A 16,904-nucleotide genomic window follows, 5' to 3' on the forward strand; every position below is an offset into this window, starting at 1 on the left:
CTCATATCATTATTGGGTATACACCCTGTATGTTTACACGGCCTGGCCGTATGCCGTCTGCTGCCTTATTCTCAAAAAGGTCTGGCAGAGAATCCCCCTCCGCCAGACCCTTAAGCCTTTTATTTCGTCATCTTACCATTTCTGATATTAAGGCAGTTATCTGGGAACATCTTTACATTTACCATCTTATTGGAAGTTGCCCAGGAGTTGAAGTCAGTTGCCAGACATACAAGCGGGCTCTCTTCCCAAATCAGGTCCTGAGCCTTGGCATATGCTTCTGCTCTCTTATCGCGGTCAGCTGTGTTCAGGCCGTCCTTCAGATATCCGTCTAATTCATCATTCTCGAAATAGCAGATATTGTAGCTCATAGGAGGCTCAGACTCTTTTGCCAGCAGAGGACGGATGCCCCAGTCAGCATCACCGGTAGAGGATGACCAGCCGATGATATACATATCAACCTCTGCCTCAGCGCCGGGAGCGTCCGTATCCTGGACCTTCTCGTTTACAATAGCGCTCTCTAAGCTGATAAGCTCAACATCGATACCCACCTCGGCAAGCTGCTGCTTTAAGAACTCGCCCTGCTTCATGTTTGCGGATGTGTTGGCAAATATCAGGGTTGTCTTAAAGCCATCGGGATAACCTGCTTCTGCCAGCAGTGATTTTGCCTTCTCAGTGTCGTACGGATAAGGATCATTTCCCTTGTAGTACTGAAGTTTCGGAGCAATAACAGAGGTTCCCGGCTCGGAGTTGCCATTCTTAACAACCGCCACATAGGCTTCCTTGTTGATGGCATAGTTGATGGCCTGGCGGACTCTCTTGTCATTGAATGGTTTCTTCTGGTTATTCATCATCAGATAACGCACTACCAGGCCCTGGTCCTGTCCCACAATAACGTTGGGGTCGGATTTAAGTCCTGCCAGGTTCTCATCCGGTACAGGCCAGATAAGCTGGGCGTCGCCGGACTGAATCATGGCAACCCTGGTTGCTGACTCAGGTACAGGCTTTAAGGTAATGGTCTTGAAACCGGCATCCTTGTCGGCCAGAGGCGTGCCGCCGCAGATATCCGCGTCATAGCCCCACCAGTCCTTGTTCAGTTCAACCGTAAGGTGGTCGCCCTGAATCCACTCCTTAAATGTATACTGTCCGGTACCCACAGGCGCCTCCGCACATGCCTGGGAGCCCTGCTCGATTACCTTGGGGCTCATGACAACGCAGGCCGGATGGGCCAGTGTCTCAATGAACGCACCAAATGGGGAGGACAGCTTTACTACGATTGTATAATCATCCTGCACCGTAGTGGTGTCCAGTATATTACATAACAATGTGGTTCTCTTAAGTCCCAGGGACTTGTCCGCCCAACGGTCAAAGTTGGCCTTGGCTGCCTCTGCGTTCCATGGAGTGCCGTCAGAGAATGTGATGCCCTCCCTCAGCTTGATGGTGAACTCAGTGGCGCCTTCATTGGCCGTATACTCAGTTGCCAGCATAGGGATGATTTTCATGTCGTCGTCAAATCCGAACAAACCATCCATGATAAGGCGCTGAACACCTCCCGAAAGGGTGTCGCTGGTATCCAGCGGGTCCAGTGTGGTAAAGTCCACATTAACTGCTCCTATAATATCCGTATCCTGGGAGACAGACTCTCCCTCCGCAACAGCTGCCGCTGCTGTCGTCTCTTCCGTGGCCGGCGCCCCGCCTGCAGCTGCCGTGGTATCAGTTGTGCCTGATGATGAACCACATGCCGTCAATCCCAGCATGGCAGCAGCCAGTGCCAGTGCACACAGCTTCATTCCGCTTTTCTTCATAGAATATCCTCCTTTTTTGTGATGATACAAAAAAAGCCTGGAAACCTACAGCTCTCACGCTCATTTCGTAAGCATCCTTGCTTATCAATAATTTTACACGTTTTTGTACTTCCTTGTCAAATAAATCATTCTTTTTTCCGTAAGGCATTCGTTACAAATTAAAATTTAAACCTATTAGGTTGTTATATCCCAATCTTTTTGTTATAATTAACCTAATAATACCCAGGAGGAAGGACCATGGACAGAAGCCAGCCAAAATACCATGTGCTAATAGTCAGCATCAATTCCAACATACGCCTTGAATTCCAGAGTTATCTCCACAAGATACTGGGCGCCCATATTGCCTTTGACACAATTGGACTGGACCAGGTCCAGCGGCCGGAGCAGATTAAGGGATACCAGTGCATCCTGTTTTCCAGCCCCCTGGTCCAGTCTGAATTTCCCATTCCCATCCCAAAGGAAGTCATGCAGATTGTCTGCACCAGGACCTTCAACCACGCCTGTCTGGACCAGATTATCCGCATACCGCCAGGGGAACGGGTTTACATAGTAAACGACACCTATGACTCCATTGTCACCATCATGGAGCAGCTCAAGGAAGCCGGCGTGGTGCAGTACCGGTTTGAACCCTTTTATCCGGGCTGCATCCTTGCCGACGAATCCATCCACTATGCCATCACCGTGGGCGAGCCCCAGCTGGTGCCCGGCCATATCACCAATGTCATTGATATCGGCAACCGCATCATTGATATTTCCACGGTCAACGAGCTGTGCGAGTATTTTCATCTTCCCGCCAGCCTGTCCAACCAGATTACCAAGTCCTATGTAAACAGCATCATGCAGATTGCCAAGCTGACCAGCGCCTATTACCAGGATTACATCTATTCCCGGCAGCTTCTCCAGACCGTTATCAGCAATCTTCCCATCGGCCTGTGCCTTTTGTCGGTCCGCGGGGAAATCAATATGGTAAACCGCAGATTCTCCATGGACCTGGAGCTTCCTGAAACAGGCACCACAGGCAGGAACCTGTCCCAGTTCCTGCCGCAGCCCTGCAAAGGCATGGATTTCTGCCACAGCGCGGATTACAAGGTGATGAACCGCAGCGGAAAACATCTGCTCCTCAGCTCCCTTGAGCTGCTGCTGCCCAACCATGAGCCCCTGTACCTGCTGACCAGCACGCCCTGCCCTGTGCTGGCTGACGGGACCACGGAATATCCCGCTGCACCGGAACCCGTATTCTCTGACTCCCGGTATACGGACAGCATGTTCACCAGCTTCACCACTGCATCGGAGCCCATGAAACATATCCTGGAATATGCCCGCAGGCTTTCCCTCTATGACTTCCCTGTACTGATTCAGGGCGAGAGCGGAACCCAGAAAAAGCTTCTGGCCAGGGCCATACACAGGACTTCCTCCAGGAGGCAGCAGCCCTTTGTCTGTCTGAATATGCCCATGGGACTGAACGTGGCTGCAAGGGTAAACGGAATTCCCGGCGTGCATGAAGCATCCGGCGCGGCCGGCGCGGCCCTGATTGTCTCCGACCCCCTTTCCCAGATGCTGGAACTGTTTAAGGAGGCCAACCACGGAACCCTGCTCATTGACAGTGCCGAATATCTGTCCCCTGAGATTCAGGGACTTCTGATTCACATTCTTCAGGACAACCGGACCGGCAATGTTTTCGGCACCCGCTTTTCCCCCTTTGACGTGCGCATTATCGCCACGGCCGGGCAGGACCTGTATGAGATGGTCCGGCAGGGACTTTTCCGGGAGGAGCTGTTTTTTCTGCTGAATGCAGCCTCCATCGACACCCTGCCCCTCAGGAAGCGCAGGGAGGACATCCCCCTGCTCATGGACCAGTTCTTCCGGGAGCTGTTCCACAACAAGAGTCTTATGGCCAGGGACATCCTGTCCTCCAGTCTCTTTGACTTCCTGATGAATTACGATTATCCCGGCAATGTCCAGGAGCTCTACAACCTGACCCGCTATTTCTTCTCCCACTATGCCGCCCATCCCCTGATACTGGCGCAGCTTCCCTCCTATATCAGAAACCAGATGCGCAAGCCCGGCCAGGACCACAGCCCGGTCCGCCTCAGGGTGCTGGCCGCCATAGCAGCCTCTCCCCGTATCGGCCGCGGCGCCATAAAAAATGCCCTGGCAGAGGCCGGCGCGGAACTGAGCGACGGCCGCCTGCGGGGGCTGCTGAAAGAATTATCGGAAGAAGGCCTTATCCGCATCAACCGCACCAGGGGAGGCTGCGAGATAACGGAGCAGGGACTTATGTCCCTGCGCCATTAAGCTTTAAGAATCCGGGGGAGGAACTCTGACAGGCTGTAATACACCTCTCCTGCCAGGCCCGCGGTATGCCCGGCTGCTGTCATGGAATTCAGGATTGCTTCATTGACAGCCTCTGCGGCTGCCTTGAAGGCCACATTAATCAGGTCTTCCCTGATACTGGCGCTGGTCATGATTTCCGGCGTATCCTTTCCCTGAAGACGGCCTGCCGTGGTGAACCCAATCATCACCTCACCGCTGCCATGGCCGGTGTAAGCGCCGGTCCTGGCGATTCCCACCCCCGCCCTGCGGATGATGCGCTTCAGCTGACGGTCACTGACAGGCAGATCCGTGGCAATGACGGTCATGATGGACCCCTGGTCCTGTTCTGCTGCGGCCATGTTCCTGCGCCTTTCCTTTTCAGCCAGAATCCGTTGGCCGGCCCGGACACCGTCTATAACCAGGTCCTCTGTGGCTCCGAAATTAGACTGTACCAGGACTCCCAGCGTATAATCCCTTCCGCCGATTCGCATGATTCTGGACGCAGAGCCGATTCCGCCCTTCAGGCCATAGCACACGGTCCCTGTGCCTGCCCCCACGTCCCCCTCCTCAAAATCCCCTCCGGCAGCGGAAAATGCATCCATCACATCTTCCATGGACACAGCCCTGTGCTGTATGCGGTTAATCCTGCAGTCATTGCACTCCCCCACCACCGGGCTTACGCTCATGACTTCCACCTGGTCCTGAGCGCACTGCCTGATGGTATACTCCACCAGGGCGTCGGCCACCAGCCCCACATTCAGGGTATTGGTCAGGGCAATGGGCGTCTCCAGGGTCCCCAGCTCCTCCACCTGGACCAGACCGCAGGTCTTGCCGAATCCGTTGTGCACATATCCGGCCGCTATGAACTTCCGGTCAAATGCATTTCCCGGTCCCGGTACAATGACCGTGACACCGGTTCTGCTGTCCCCATTCCTCACGGTCTTATGGCCCACCAGCACCCCGGGCACATCTGTAATCTTATTTTTAGGTCCGGTCTTCATAACGCCCGGAACAATGCCGAAATCCCTGATTCGCTTTCTCTCCATATCCTTCCTCCTCCCCGTCCTTTCAACAATATGGGGTTATATGATTATGTGTAATCTATTTATTTATAGAAGGAAAGCCCGCAGAAACGCCCTGAAACAGACGTCCCTGCGGACTTTCCCAATTGTACTGGGCCGGCGGGATTCGAACCCTCGAGTGCAGGAGTCAAAGTCCTGTGCCTTACCGCTTGGCGACGGCCCAACAGACCAGATGATTAATCCGGCATGCCAAATTATAATACCATAGAATTTAGCGGTTTGCAAGATTTTGAAACCCACTTTTACAGAATTGTTGTCCGGCAGAGTTGGTTCGGCCGGCGCAGGAGCCGTCACACCTGCCCGGCCATCTGCCGGCGGATATGTTTCCACCAAATCCACGCCAGCAGCGCAGCCATTGCCTCTGAAACCGGAAACGACCACCACAGAGCATCCAGCCCCAGAAGCGCCGCCAGCACCCAGGCAGCCGGCAGCAGTATAATCAGCTGGCGGAAAAAAGAGATAACCAGGCTTTCCATGCCTCTTCCAAGCGCCTGGAATACAGCGCTGTAGATAACGGAGACAGAGGCAAACAGATACCCGAAACTGATTGTCCTAAGGGCTGTGACGCCAATGGCCATCATGTGTTCTGATGCATTGAACATTGCCATTATCTCCACTGCGAATACCTGGGATACGGCAAACCCGGCCAGCATGATGGCGGTGGCATACCCCAGGCTGTAATGTATGGCCTTGCGTATCCGTTCAGGTCTTCCCGCCCCCAAATTATATCCGATAATGGGAATCATGCCGTTATTGAGGCCGAATACAGGCATAAAGATAAAACTCTGGATTTTAAAATAGACTCCCATCACTGCGGCAGCTGTTGCGGTGTAGGAAATCAGTATCTGATTCAGCCCGAAGGTCATGACCGATGCAATGGACTGCATTACAATGGCCGGTATGCCCACCTTATATATCTGCCTGATAATTCCTCTATCCGGCCTGAACCCCCGGAATACAAACTGCACCTCATGGTTGATCCGCTTATTAAAATAAACGTTCATCCACATGCCGGCCAGCTGCCCTGTCACGGTTGCAATGGCTGCCCCGCTGATACCCATTCTGGGGAAGCCGAACCACCCGAATATCAGAATAGGGTCGAGAATCATATTAATAACAGCTCCCGCCCCCTGTGTAATCATGGTATAAAGTGTCTTTCCCGTGCCCTGCAGTATCCGTTCCAGCACCACCTGTTCCAGCACGCCCACAGAAAAAACCAGGCAGATGGACAGATACTGCACGCCCAGCTCTATGATTTCTTCTGAATCTGTCTGCAAACAAAAAAACGTCCTGGTGAAAAACAGGCCAAACACCAGAAAGAACAGATAGGTCACCAGCATGATAAAAATACCGTTTACAGCTGTCTTGTTAACACCTTCCTGGTTTCGTTCCCCCAGATACCTGGACAGCAGGGAATTGACGCCCACTCCGGTCCCCACCGCCACTCCAATCAGCAGATTCTGCACCGAATATGCCAGGGAGACAGCGGTAAGGGCCTGTTCGCTGATTCTGGCAACGAACAGGCTGTCAACAATATTGTACATGGCCTGGATAATCATGGATACCATGATTGGAAGCGCCATGGTCACCAGCAGACGGTTGACCGGCATGACTCCCATCTTATTCTCCCCATCTGTCCGGGGCATTCTTTCTATTTGCTTCATGTTTTCCTCATTTAAGCGATGGATGAATCCGTCAAATCAGCATTTGCCAAACCTGAATCTGCCAAACCATTGCCCCGCAGCTTTACTATGGTCCCATAGACCGTACCTGACATGGCAACCGCGTTTGCCTCATCCGTGTCTATATGGGCTGCCGTGGAATAATGTTCGCTGACCCGGACCACCATGTCCTTGAAAATCAATGAACGGTCATTGATATTTACCTCAAAAGCTACTGTTTCCCGGTCGGTCACGCCCAGCTTTATGGCATCCTCCGGCGTAGTGTGTATGTGACGCTTTGCCGCAATGACTCCTTCCTTCAGAATAACCGTCCCCCTGGGGCCTTCCAGCACGCAGCTGCCGCTTCCCTCCACATCACCGGATTCCCGTATAGGCGCGCTGACCCCTATGGTCCGGGCATCTGTCAGTGATATTTCCACCTGGGTGCGCTCCCTCACAGGTCCCAGCACAGACATGGAGAATTTGCCCTTGGGTCCAATCACGCTCACCCGTTCCTCGCATGCAAATTGTCCCGGCTGGCTTAACATCTTCTTCACTGTCAGTTCATAGCCTTCCCCAAAAAGTATATCTAAATGCTCTTTTGATAAATGAATGTGTCTTGCTGATATTTCAATCAATATATTCTGCCCCACAATTATATCCTCCTGATAAACTAAATGCTCACTTTTTGAAGCGGTACCGTAAGCGCCTTCATGGGTGGCAGTATTTTTTCATATTGTTTCATGTCTTCTGACATCATATTCCGGAAATGAATCCTGTCATCCTCCGCAAAGGGAAGGTGACAAAAAATAATTTTTTTCGTCCGTACAGACTGTGTAAAAACCCTGCGTCCCCTGGGAAGATGGAGAAAAAGCGGATTGGCAATAACAGCATCAAACTCCTGCGCACCTGTCATTCGCCCAAAAAACACGCTGTCATAATCTGAATCTCCCAGGATTAATACCTTTTTCCCATCAGCCTCAAGCACATAACACAGATGGCTGACTCTCTCATACTCGTTTCCTGCATGTCTTGATGGAAATGCAGTCAGGCTTCCCGTCTCCCACAGCCCTATGCTTTTGCACTGGCCCATTGGCAGCTCAATGGACTCTGTCCTGCATACGCCTGTCTCAAGCCTTGATAATACATCGTACTGTGTATCCTCCGGCATCACCAGCATCTCAGGTTCTGCTGCCTGCAGATACCGGTTTACCAGTCCCAAATCAAAATGGTCCTCATGGAAATGGGTAAATGCCATCCATCTGATTCCGTCAAAGGGAGGAACCCGCCTCATGATTTGCTCTCTGATATCAGGAGGCACCGGACTGAACATCCCGTTTTCCGTACAGTGCAGGCCGTCAAGCAGCAGTTTCCCGCCGCTGCACTCCACTAACAAACCTGCGTTGGCCACCAGAGTGATATGTATATCCCCCATCAGCCAAGACTGCGCAGCTGGTATCTGCAGTCTGTTTCATGGCCAGCCCTCACAAAGGTCATGTTTTCCGCCCCAAATACCCGGGCAATCTCGTCTTTTTTCCCGGACAGCCACTCCTGGTCAATGTTCCGGTATGAGCTGCAATCCTTCCAGAAATAAAGAGACGTCACACGGCCGGGATTGGTTTCGCTCACCCAAATCTGCCACCCGGAAAAGCCCTCCAGCACAGCCAGCTCTTTTGCCATGATTTCATATTCTAATTCCACATACCGTTTTACCAGCTCAGGCTTTACTTGAAATACCAGTTCTTCGATAAAAAGGCCTGGTTCATTTACTTTCAGTTCCATATGTACGCCTCCTTTTCCTGATTACCTGCTTTTTACCGGCGGCATATGAATGGCTTTTCCCAGAAGATTGGACACCGCCTCATCAAAGGCCTCGGAGAGGGTGGGATGCCCGTGCATAACATTGGCTGCCTCCTCCGCCGTAAACATTCCGTTCATTGCAATGGCTGCCTCTGCAATCAGGTCGCTTGCATTGGGGCCAATGATATGTACGCCTAACAGCCTGGATTTATCTTTTGAAGCAATCACCTTTACCATCCCCTCGGCGTCGCCCATGGTAAGGGCTTTACCGTTGCCGGAGAACTGGTATTTGCTGGTGATATAGTCGATTCCCTGCTCCTTTGCCTGTTCTTCCGACAGTCCGATGCTGGACACATCGGGAAACGTAAAGATGGAATTGGGAATCAGGCTGTAATCCACCTGGGTCTTCTCACCTGCCATGCGCTCAACTGCAGCCTTGCCTTCTTCCGATGCCACATGGGCCAGCATGACGCGTCCTGTCACATCCCCGATTGCATAGATTCCCGGCACATTGGTTTCATAGTTTTCATCCACCTTGATTCCCTTGCGGTCATACCGCACACCGGCCCCATCCAGATTCAGGCCCTCTGCATCCATCTCACGACCGGTTGACACAAGCACCTGCCGGCAGGAAAGAACCTGCTTTTTGCCGCCTGCATCCACCTGCACAGACAGTCTGCCGCCCTTTTTCTCAATCTTCTCAACCTTGGAGCCTGTCATGATTGCGATACCGCGTTTTTCCAGCAGTCCCTTTAATCTGGTGGTGATTTCCACGTCCACATTGGGAATGATGTGGGGCATAAACTCTACCACAGTTACCTTGGCGCCAAAGGACTGATAAATACCGGCAAACTCAATGCCAATCACTCCGCCGCCGATAATCACGATTTCCTCCGGAACCGTCTTCATATCCAGCGCTTCTTTGCTGGTAATGACCCCCTCCAGGTCCATGCCCTCAATGGGAAGCCTGGATGATTTGGAACCGGATGCAATGAGAATCCGCTTTGTTTCCAGTTTCTTTACAGCGCCGTCCCTGCCTGTCACCTCCACCAGACCGGCTTTTATGATTTTAGCGCAGCCCTTCTCTATGGTGACCTTATTGGATTTCAGCAAAAATTCCACTCCGCCTGTCAGCGTCTTTACAATCTTGTTCTTGCGGGCCTGGACCTGTTCCATATCCAGCCTGTAGCCGTCAATCTCAATTCCGAACTCCCTGCTGCGGTCCATATAGCTGACTACCTGGGCATTTTTGTATAGTGCTTTTGTGGGAATACAGCCATAATTCAGACAGGTTCCGCCGCATGCGTCCTTTTCCACAATCACAACCTTCATTCCCAGCTGCGCAGCCCTGATAGCGGCCACATATCCGCCCGGTCCTGCACCGATTACCACCAAATCCGTACCTGCCATAGTTCCTCCCATCTGACACTCACTCTATAATTAGTACTTATACCCCGACAAATCTGTTTCATTTGTAACTCCGTAACGAATCTTCTGACGGGTAAATATAAAATTGCTTTCATGGATTCCCAGTGTCAGAAAATCTGCATGGGGATGGTCCATATGTCCAAATTCCGTTGCATAGCCCGGTGTTTTTCCGCCCCCTGCAAACACCATGGAATAGTTGATAAAGTATTCATCCAGCATTCCCTGCTGCAGTAAATGGGTGCAGTAGGAAGGCGCCTCGATACAGAGCTTCTCCAGCCCCCATTTCTTAAGGGCATACATGAGCACCTTTGTATCCGGGTTCTCCCCCTCTCCCGTCACTATAACCGGGAACGTGGTAAAGTCTGTGTAAAGCTCACCCAAATCCGCATTATCCACATCCTCAATTGTCTTAAAGGGTCCAATCACCTGATGCTTCAGAGGGGAATTGGCCTTTATGTATTCACTGCCCTTTGGGGACGTGGCAATAACCAGTTTGTATTCCTCCTTTGGGTCCACATTGAAAATGTAATGGTCAAAGGGAATATCCGTGCCGTCCAGGGAAACAATCACACCGCAGGGCTGGTATTTCTTCCCCAGAACCTCACGCCGCTGCCTGGACAGGCGCTCCTCATATACATGACAGGTAATGCCCGGCTCACTGAGCAGTGTGCGGGCCCCTATGATGATTCCGTCCGCATAAGCCCGCAGCACGTTCAGCACCCAGAAATCCCCCAGTGAACCGTCCGGGTCAAGGAAATTATTCTTTGCTATAAGGGGCCCGGACGGATTATCCCCATATGCCATTTTTCCGTCTGAGGAAAGCACGATGGAAGAAAAGGTATAGGGCCGGTCTGCCGGCGCCTTCGGGAAATAGATATCCGTGTAATACTCAGCCACATCCGGCATCACTGCTGTCTCAGCAGACTCTTTCTTTATCTGTTCCAGTATCCCGTCGCTTTTTTTGACGATTTGAATCTTCAAATTCTGTTTTGGTATTTCAAAGAATACTAATTCGTTCATTCATTTCCTCCTATAGCCCCAGATTTCCAATCTTTTTTCCCCACTGCGTGTTGCCCAGTCCCACTTCGGATATCAGCTTTTCAGCTGCCTTCTGCGTTGCGTACAATACTTTTTCTTCGTCAATCATGGTCATGTGTTTCTGCTCCATTACGAACACGCCGTCCACCATAACGGACTCAATATTTGCCTGGCTGGAAGAATATACAATTGCGCTGACCGGGTCATGGACCGGTATGGAACGGCCGTGGTATGGGTCGTAGATTACCAGGTCTGCCTTCATTCCGGGTGCGATTGCCCCCAAATCCCCTTCCCGCATAACCGCCTTCGCTCCTCCCAGGGTTGCCAGCTCCAGCACCTTGGATGCAGGCATTGCGGCTGCATCTTTTAAGTGCACCTTCTGGAGCAGGGCGGTTGTCTTCAGTACCTCCATCATGTCCTGGGTATCGTTGCTGGCTGAGCCATCGCAGGCAAGGCTGACCGTCAGTCCCTCCTTCACCATCCTCTCAACCGGCGCAACGCCGGAGGCAAGAATCATATTGGATACCGGATTGTGGCTGACCTTTACATCGTACTGTTTAAAGATGTCAAAGTCTTCCTCTTCCATGCAGACACAGTGTACCGCTATAAAATCAGGTCCGATGAATCCAAGACGCTCCAGATGGGGTATGGTTCTTCCTCCCCTTACTTCCTTGCAGTATTTATCATCATCCTCTGATTCCAGCACATGCATGGTAAGAGGTATATGCATCTCATTGGCCATTTTGCGCATCTCACGGTAGCCGTCATCCGTATTATCCCAGATAATGCCCGGAGCCAGGGCAACGCTCATCCTGGAGTGTCCCTGATACTTCCTGTACAGGCGTTTCACATCATCAAACATATCCTGTTCCGTGTCATGATGGGCCACCTTAAATTCCGGCGGAAAGTTTGCGGTATTGGTGAAGCCCCTGCCGTATATGCCGCGTATTCCTATATCCTCCATGGCCTGTGTCACATAATCGCTGAGTCCGGGGCTGGTATGGCAGTACATATAATCCAATATGGTGGTGGTGCCGGACTGAATGGCCTCCATGCATCCTGTGAGGGCGGCGTAATAACACATTTCCCCGTCGAACCGGTGCAGGGCCGTGCGCACGGAGCTGTCCAGCCAGTCAAATAAAAGTTTATCCCTGCCCAGGCCCTTTAGCATGGTCTGGAACAGATGGGAATGGGTGCTTATCATGCCCGGAAATACAAACTTCCCTTTTGCATCTACCACCCTGGAGGCTTCGTAACCGGATGCCAGCTCCCCGCCTCCAACTGCTGTAATCTTATCTTTATCAATCACAATGCAACCATTGCTGATGATAGTCCTGTCATTGTCCATTGTTATGATATACGCATTCTTAATCATAACATCTGCTTTTTTCATATGGCTTTCCTCCTGTTGGCGCACAGACGGCGGGATGAATGTTCAACGGTTTCCTATACCCACTTAAAATCCTGCAGGCTGGCAGTCACTTCCTTTAAGAATCTTGCTGCCGGCGCTCCGTTGACAATACGGTGGTCATGGGTAAGGCTGAAGTTCATAACGGATGCGGGATAGAATCCTCCGTCCTTCACCATCAGCTTCTCAATAATGGTTCCAACGCCTAAGATGGCTGATTCCGGAACATTTAACACCGGTGTAAAATAGGTGATTCCAAACATGCCCAGGTTGGTAATGGTAATGGTTGCCCCGCCCAGCTGGTCTGATGTCAGTTTATTATTCTTTGCCCGCTCTGTAAGGTCTGATAATTCCAGACAGATTGTGCGCAGGTCCTTCATATTTGCATCGCGAATCACAGGCACAATCAGTCCGCCCGGAATATCTACGGCAACGCCGATGTGGATGCGGCTGCTGATTTTGATATGGTTCTCATCCGCCATAGTGCTTCTCAGGGCCTTATGGTTCTCCAACGCCATGGCAACTGCTTTTATCAGCATTGCCGTATAGCTTAATTTAACGCCTGCATTGGTATATTTTCCCTTTAACTGTTTGTATACCTTAACCAGCTCCGTTATCTCCGCCTCTGTCGCTATGGTGGCCTGGGCGGTTGTCAGCAGACTGTTCTGCATTGCTTTTGCAATGGTAGTCTCCATGGAGCTCATCTTGACAATGACATCCTCGCCTTCACATGGCCGCGTGTCATAGGCTGCCTTTGGAGCAGCAATCCGGGCGGCTGCGGCGGCTGCGGGTGCAGCAGATGCGGCTGCAGCTACACCTGCATCAGATACGGCTGCGGATGAAGCTGCGGCTGCAGATGAACCGGCCGGGGCAGCACCTGCCAGGTCCTTCCTGGGAATTCCATGCTTCTTCAAATCAGAAATCGTGATTGCCCCCAGCAGTCCGGTTCCCTCGATATGTGAATATTCCAGTCCCTGTTCCTCCGCTACCTTTTTAGCCCTGGGCGTGATTTTAATGTCGGCCGCATTGGCCTTCGCCGGAGCCGGGGCTGTCTCAGCCGCCTGCTCCCCGCTGTCAGCGGATGCCCCGCTATCTCCCTGGCCCCCTTCACACTCTGCCGATATATCCTCGTCAGCCGTGTCGGCCAGAATCGCAATGGTTTCGCCGCAGGCAGCCTCCTCCCCTTCCGGCAGCAGAATCCTGCGGAGGATTCCGTCTTTGGGCGACTCGCATGTATTGGTAATTTTATCTGTTGTTATCTCTGCCAGTGCGCTTCCTTTTGTAACGGAAGCTCCTTCTTCCACCAGCCAGGAACCAAGGACTCCTGTTTCCATGGACAAACCGAACTTAGGCATAATTACTTTTGTAACCATATGTATTCCCTCTCAATCTCCGCTCACGGCATTTTTAATATTCCATCAATTCCCTGCATGTTTTTACCAGGTCATCCAGCTGCGGCAATACGTAATCCTCCAGCACAGGTGCATATGGCACCGGGGAATCCAGGGATGTGACACGCTTAATCGGCGCGCTTAAATACTCAAATACATCCTCGCTTATCATTGCAGAGAACTCCGCTCCCCAGCCACCGCATTTGGGGCCTTCCTGGGCCAGAATGATACGGCCTGTTTTTGCCACTGATTTCTGAATCGTATCCTTGTCGTACGGATAAATGGTTCTCGGGTCTATGATTTCCACGCTGACCCCTTCCTTTGCCATGATGTCAGCCGCCTTGTGGGCCTTGTCAAGCATAATCTGGGTTGCAACGATTGTGATGTCGCTTCCCTCTCTCTCCACCTCAGCCTCATACAGCGGAATCTCATACATATCCACCGGCACTTCGCCCTTCACATTATAAAGGGTTTTGTGCTCTAAAAACAGTACCGGGTTGTCGCTTTTAATTGCGGAAATCAGCATTCCCTTTGCCTCGTAAGGAGTGGTGGGGCATACAACCACCAGTCCGGGGGTGTTCATGAACCAGGATTCCACACATGCAGAGTGATGGTAAGCACACCGGATTCCTCCGCCCTGTACGGCACGCACTGTTATACCGCAGTGTGCCTTTCCCTGATACATGAAATTTAATTTGGCTGCATTATTTGTCAGCTGGTCAAAACAAACGCCCAGGAAATCGGCAAACATAATTTCCGGTACCGGTTTTAACCCGCATACAGCTGCTCCGCAGGACAATCCCAGGATTGCCGACTCGGACAATGCCGTATCCTTGATACGGTTGGGCCACTTTTCCCAGATTCCCTTTGTGATTCCGAAATCTCCGCCCATCTTTGCCACATCTTCGCCTAATATGAATACTCTTTCATCTGCGCCCATCATCTGGTGCAGCGCCTCATTGATTGCCATTCCATAAGAAAGTTTTCTGCCCATTATCTTAATTCCACCTCTCTATCAGCATATGTATATGTTGTTGCAGTCTCAATTCCCGGATACCCGCTCTCCAGGGAGAATTTGAGCATTTCCTGTACGTGTTTTTCTTCTTCCTCTTCAATTGCCTGAATCACGGCCGTATCAACCTGCTCCCTCTCAAGGAGAATTGCTTTTGTCAGTTTCAGCGGGTCTCTGTCATTCACCCAGTAAGATACCTCGTCCTCGGGGCGGTATGCTGCGGGGTCGCCTGCAAAATGTCCCTGCCAGCGGTATGTCATGAACTCCAGCACAGTGGGTCCTTCGCCCTTTCTTGCACGGTTCGCGGCTTCTTCCACTGCTTCGATGACAGCCTCAATGTCGTTTCCGTCCAGGCGGTAGCTTGGAACCTCGTATCCCTCGCCCCATGTCTTTAACTCCTTCTGGGGATGGGCTTCCTCGTAGCGCGTGGATATGGCGTATCCGTTGTTTACCAGACAATAAATGATGGGAAGCTTCCAGGTGGCTGCCATGTTCATGCTCTCATGGCAGGTTCCCTCGCCCAATGTTCCGTCCCCAAGAAATACTGCGGTCACATCATCTGTCCCGTTATACACAGATGCAAAGGCGGTTCCCAGACAGGTTACCATGGTGGAACCCTGGATTCCGTTAAATCCCATGTTCCTGCACTCCAGGTCATTGACATGCATGGAGCCGCCCCGTCCATGGTTGATTCCTGTCTCTTTTGCAAATATCTCAGCCATTACCAGTTTCGGGTCTGTTCCGCAAAGGGCAATGGCCCCATGGCCCCTGTGGTCCGGAAATTTATAATCTGTTTTCTTCAGGGCATCCACCACGCCTGCCTGGCACGCCTCCTGGCCAATGGACAGATGTACGAATCCGGGAATCGTTCCGTTTGCAGCATACTCCTCAATCACCTCTTCAAACCTGCGAATCATTACCATGTCCCGGTATACCTTCAGAAGTCGTTCTTTACTTAGTGCCATTTCATTTCCTCCTAATAATCTTCTTCGCCATAGCGTATTTATATTAATTTAAAAATGACTGTTCCAATACCTTGTAATTAATCTCTCCCCCGCAGAATGCCTTTCCCGTATTAATATTGTGAATCTGCACTCTTCCCAGGGAATGGACATCATGGTCAACATAGAAGAAATCCCTTCCGGCTTTTTCAAACACATCCTCAAATAACTGACCGTAGCAGGGCGACGAGGTCTTTCCCACCAGCCCGGGAATCACCTTTTCAATGTCCTCGTCCGATGCGTCCACCCAGATTTCCACGCTGCTGCCGTAGATAAGGGCATCGTTAATCCGGCCCATGGACTTCATTTCATCTTTTACAATGGGGGCAATGGGGGCTGTTCCCCGAATCATTACAATCTGTCCCGCATTAAATCCCTTTTCAAACATTTTGTGGCAGGTCTGTTCCAGCATCCGGCCCGACACCTGGATGGATGCAACCACACAGGTACTGTCGGAAATAAGGATATAGGTGTCCTCCGGCTTTACATGGCAGGCGTTCGCCACCTCCAGGGCCATCTGGTCCGTGGGATACTTCACATCCTGGAGGCACAGCACCGCCTCGTTATTTTCTTCCTTGTAGTCCGTCATCTCAAAATACCAGTCCGAGTCCACATGGGCAATTGCCCTGGCAGGTCCGGAACCAATGGTGGCAAACTCCCCGTCCCCCAGTTTCCATCCCGCTATCTGGGAGGCCATACAGGCAATCAGAGGCTTGTTGACCAGCACCTCAACCGAAGCAAAGGTATAATCCTCATTCAGCCTGAATTCCCCAAGGGTAACTGTGCTCATGTCTCCCATGGATGCCCTTGTGAACAGTACCCCTGCTTTCCAGCTTCCCTCACAGTTAATTCCCATGTCAATGAGCGTTGCCCCGCAGTCCATTTTAATGACCTTGCATCCAAGGGCGTCTGCATCCTCCATGATTTCACGTACGACTTTCATTGCTTTTGCATTAATGTTCAGCATG

Annotated in this window: 14 protein-coding genes and 1 tRNA gene; 1 reads left to right on the plus strand and 14 read right to left on the minus strand. The window is 51.5% G+C overall.

Annotated elements, in window-relative coordinates; translation table 11 throughout:
* Positions 1 to 119: 119 nt before the first annotated feature.
* Complete coding sequence (locus I2H39_RS18675) at positions 120 to 1,802, minus strand: glutathione ABC transporter substrate-binding protein (protein ID WP_138309664.1); 1,683 nt, start codon at positions 1,800 to 1,802, stop codon at positions 120 to 122.
* A gap of 237 nt (positions 1,803 to 2,039) precedes the next feature.
* On the opposite strand from I2H39_RS18675, the gene I2H39_RS18680 reads away from it, so the two are divergent.
* Positions 2,040 to 4,097 carry a sigma 54-interacting transcriptional regulator gene (locus I2H39_RS18680; RefSeq protein ID WP_195627270.1) on the plus strand — a complete coding sequence of 686 codons (2,058 nt, stop codon included), beginning with the start codon at positions 2,040 to 2,042 and terminating at the stop codon, positions 4,095 to 4,097.
* Here the strand turns inward: I2H39_RS18680 and I2H39_RS18685 are convergent.
* The 13 genes from I2H39_RS18685 to mch form a co-directional block, all read right to left on the minus strand.
* Positions 4,094 to 5,161 (minus strand): P1 family peptidase, encoded by a 1,068-nt coding sequence (locus tag I2H39_RS18685; protein WP_195627271.1) that lies wholly within the window; start codon positions 5,159 to 5,161, stop codon positions 4,094 to 4,096. The genes I2H39_RS18680 and I2H39_RS18685 overlap by 4 nt on opposite strands.
* A gap of 127 nt (positions 5,162 to 5,288) precedes the next feature.
* Positions 5,289 to 5,360 (minus strand) — tRNA-Gln (locus I2H39_RS18690).
* A gap of 127 nt (positions 5,361 to 5,487) precedes the next feature.
* Positions 5,488 to 6,861: an MATE family efflux transporter gene (locus I2H39_RS18695; RefSeq protein ID WP_195627272.1), complete on the minus strand. Its 1,374-nt coding sequence runs from the start codon at positions 6,859 to 6,861 to the stop codon at positions 5,488 to 5,490.
* An 11-nt stretch (positions 6,862 to 6,872) separates the two neighbouring features.
* A complete protein-coding gene (gene pduL / locus I2H39_RS18700; protein ID WP_138309668.1) occupies positions 6,873 to 7,511 on the minus strand; it encodes a phosphate propanoyltransferase in 639 nt (212 codons plus the stop codon).
* 20 nt (positions 7,512 to 7,531) lie between these two features.
* Complete coding sequence (locus tag I2H39_RS18705; RefSeq protein ID WP_138309669.1) at positions 7,532 to 8,293, minus strand: MBL fold metallo-hydrolase; 762 nt, start codon at positions 8,291 to 8,293, stop codon at positions 7,532 to 7,534.
* Positions 8,293 to 8,640 (minus strand): hypothetical protein, encoded by a 348-nt coding sequence (locus I2H39_RS18710; protein ID WP_138309670.1) that lies wholly within the window; start codon positions 8,638 to 8,640, stop codon positions 8,293 to 8,295. Before I2H39_RS18710 ends, I2H39_RS18705 begins: the two co-directional genes overlap by 1 nt.
* A gap of 21 nt (positions 8,641 to 8,661) precedes the next feature.
* The gene (lpdA, locus tag I2H39_RS18715; protein WP_227146453.1) at positions 8,662 to 10,068 is read right to left on the minus strand and encodes a dihydrolipoyl dehydrogenase; all 1,407 of its coding nucleotides are present in this window, start codon (positions 10,066 to 10,068) and stop codon (positions 8,662 to 8,664) included.
* Between the two features lie 30 nt (positions 10,069 to 10,098).
* Positions 10,099 to 11,106, minus strand: coding sequence for a dihydrofolate reductase family protein (locus I2H39_RS18720; protein ID WP_195627273.1), 1,008 nt, complete (start codon positions 11,104 to 11,106; stop codon positions 10,099 to 10,101).
* A 10-nt stretch (positions 11,107 to 11,116) separates the two neighbouring features.
* Positions 11,117 to 12,517 (minus strand): amidohydrolase, encoded by a 1,401-nt coding sequence (locus I2H39_RS18725; protein WP_138309673.1) that lies wholly within the window; start codon positions 12,515 to 12,517, stop codon positions 11,117 to 11,119.
* A 53-nt stretch (positions 12,518 to 12,570) separates the two neighbouring features.
* Positions 12,571 to 13,905: a dihydrolipoamide acetyltransferase family protein gene (locus I2H39_RS18730; RefSeq protein ID WP_195627274.1), complete on the minus strand. Its 1,335-nt coding sequence runs from the start codon at positions 13,903 to 13,905 to the stop codon at positions 12,571 to 12,573.
* 34 nt (positions 13,906 to 13,939) lie between these two features.
* The gene (locus tag I2H39_RS18735; protein WP_138309675.1) at positions 13,940 to 14,917 is read right to left on the minus strand and encodes an alpha-ketoacid dehydrogenase subunit beta; all 978 of its coding nucleotides are present in this window, start codon (positions 14,915 to 14,917) and stop codon (positions 13,940 to 13,942) included.
* Positions 14,917 to 15,900: a thiamine pyrophosphate-dependent dehydrogenase E1 component subunit alpha gene (locus I2H39_RS18740; protein WP_138309676.1), complete on the minus strand. Its 984-nt coding sequence runs from the start codon at positions 15,898 to 15,900 to the stop codon at positions 14,917 to 14,919. The genes I2H39_RS18735 and I2H39_RS18740 overlap by 1 nt, the downstream gene beginning before the upstream one ends.
* 43 nt (positions 15,901 to 15,943) lie before the next feature.
* On the minus strand, positions 15,944 to 16,903 hold the full coding sequence (gene mch, locus I2H39_RS18745) for a methenyltetrahydromethanopterin cyclohydrolase (RefSeq protein ID WP_195627275.1): 960 nt from the start codon (positions 16,901 to 16,903) through the stop codon (positions 15,944 to 15,946).
* Position 16,904 lies beyond the last annotated feature (1 nt).

The sequence above is a fragment of the Clostridium sp. 1001283B150225_161107_B6 genome, from assembly GCF_015556325.1.
Lineage (GTDB): Bacteria > Bacillota > Clostridia > Lachnospirales > Lachnospiraceae > Enterocloster.

Excerpts from the sequence above, each read along its gene's own strand:
- I2H39_RS18675 (WP_138309664.1), bottom strand. The coding sequence starts at position 1,802 with ATGAAGAAAAGCGGAATGAAGCTGTGTGCACTGGCACTGGCTGCTGCC.
- I2H39_RS18680 (WP_195627270.1), top strand. The coding sequence starts at position 2,040 with ATGGACAGAAGCCAGCCAAAATACCATGTGCTAATAGTCAGCATCAAT.
- I2H39_RS18685 (WP_195627271.1), bottom strand. The coding sequence starts at position 5,161 with ATGGAGAGAAAGCGAATCAGGGATTTCGGCATTGTTCCGGGCGTTATG.
- I2H39_RS18695 (WP_195627272.1), bottom strand. The coding sequence starts at position 6,861 with ATGAAGCAAATAGAAAGAATGCCCCGGACAGATGGGGAGAATAAGATG.
- I2H39_RS18705 (WP_138309669.1), bottom strand. The coding sequence starts at position 8,293 with ATGGGGGATATACATATCACTCTGGTGGCCAACGCAGGTTTGTTAGTG.
- I2H39_RS18710 (WP_138309670.1), bottom strand. The coding sequence starts at position 8,640 with ATGGAACTGAAAGTAAATGAACCAGGCCTTTTTATCGAAGAACTGGTA.
- lpdA (WP_227146453.1), bottom strand. The coding sequence starts at position 10,068 with ATGGCAGGTACGGATTTGGTGGTAATCGGTGCAGGACCGGGCGGATAT.
- I2H39_RS18720 (WP_195627273.1), bottom strand. The coding sequence starts at position 11,106 with ATGAACGAATTAGTATTCTTTGAAATACCAAAACAGAATTTGAAGATT.
- I2H39_RS18725 (WP_138309673.1), bottom strand. The coding sequence starts at position 12,517 with ATGAAAAAAGCAGATGTTATGATTAAGAATGCGTATATCATAACAATG.
- I2H39_RS18730 (WP_195627274.1), bottom strand. The coding sequence starts at position 13,905 with ATGGTTACAAAAGTAATTATGCCTAAGTTCGGTTTGTCCATGGAAACA.
- I2H39_RS18735 (WP_138309675.1), bottom strand. The coding sequence starts at position 14,917 with ATGGGCAGAAAACTTTCTTATGGAATGGCAATCAATGAGGCGCTGCAC.
- I2H39_RS18740 (WP_138309676.1), bottom strand. The coding sequence starts at position 15,900 with ATGGCACTAAGTAAAGAACGACTTCTGAAGGTATACCGGGACATGGTA.
- mch (WP_195627275.1), bottom strand. The coding sequence starts at position 16,903 with ATGCTGAACATTAATGCAAAAGCAATGAAAGTCGTACGTGAAATCATG.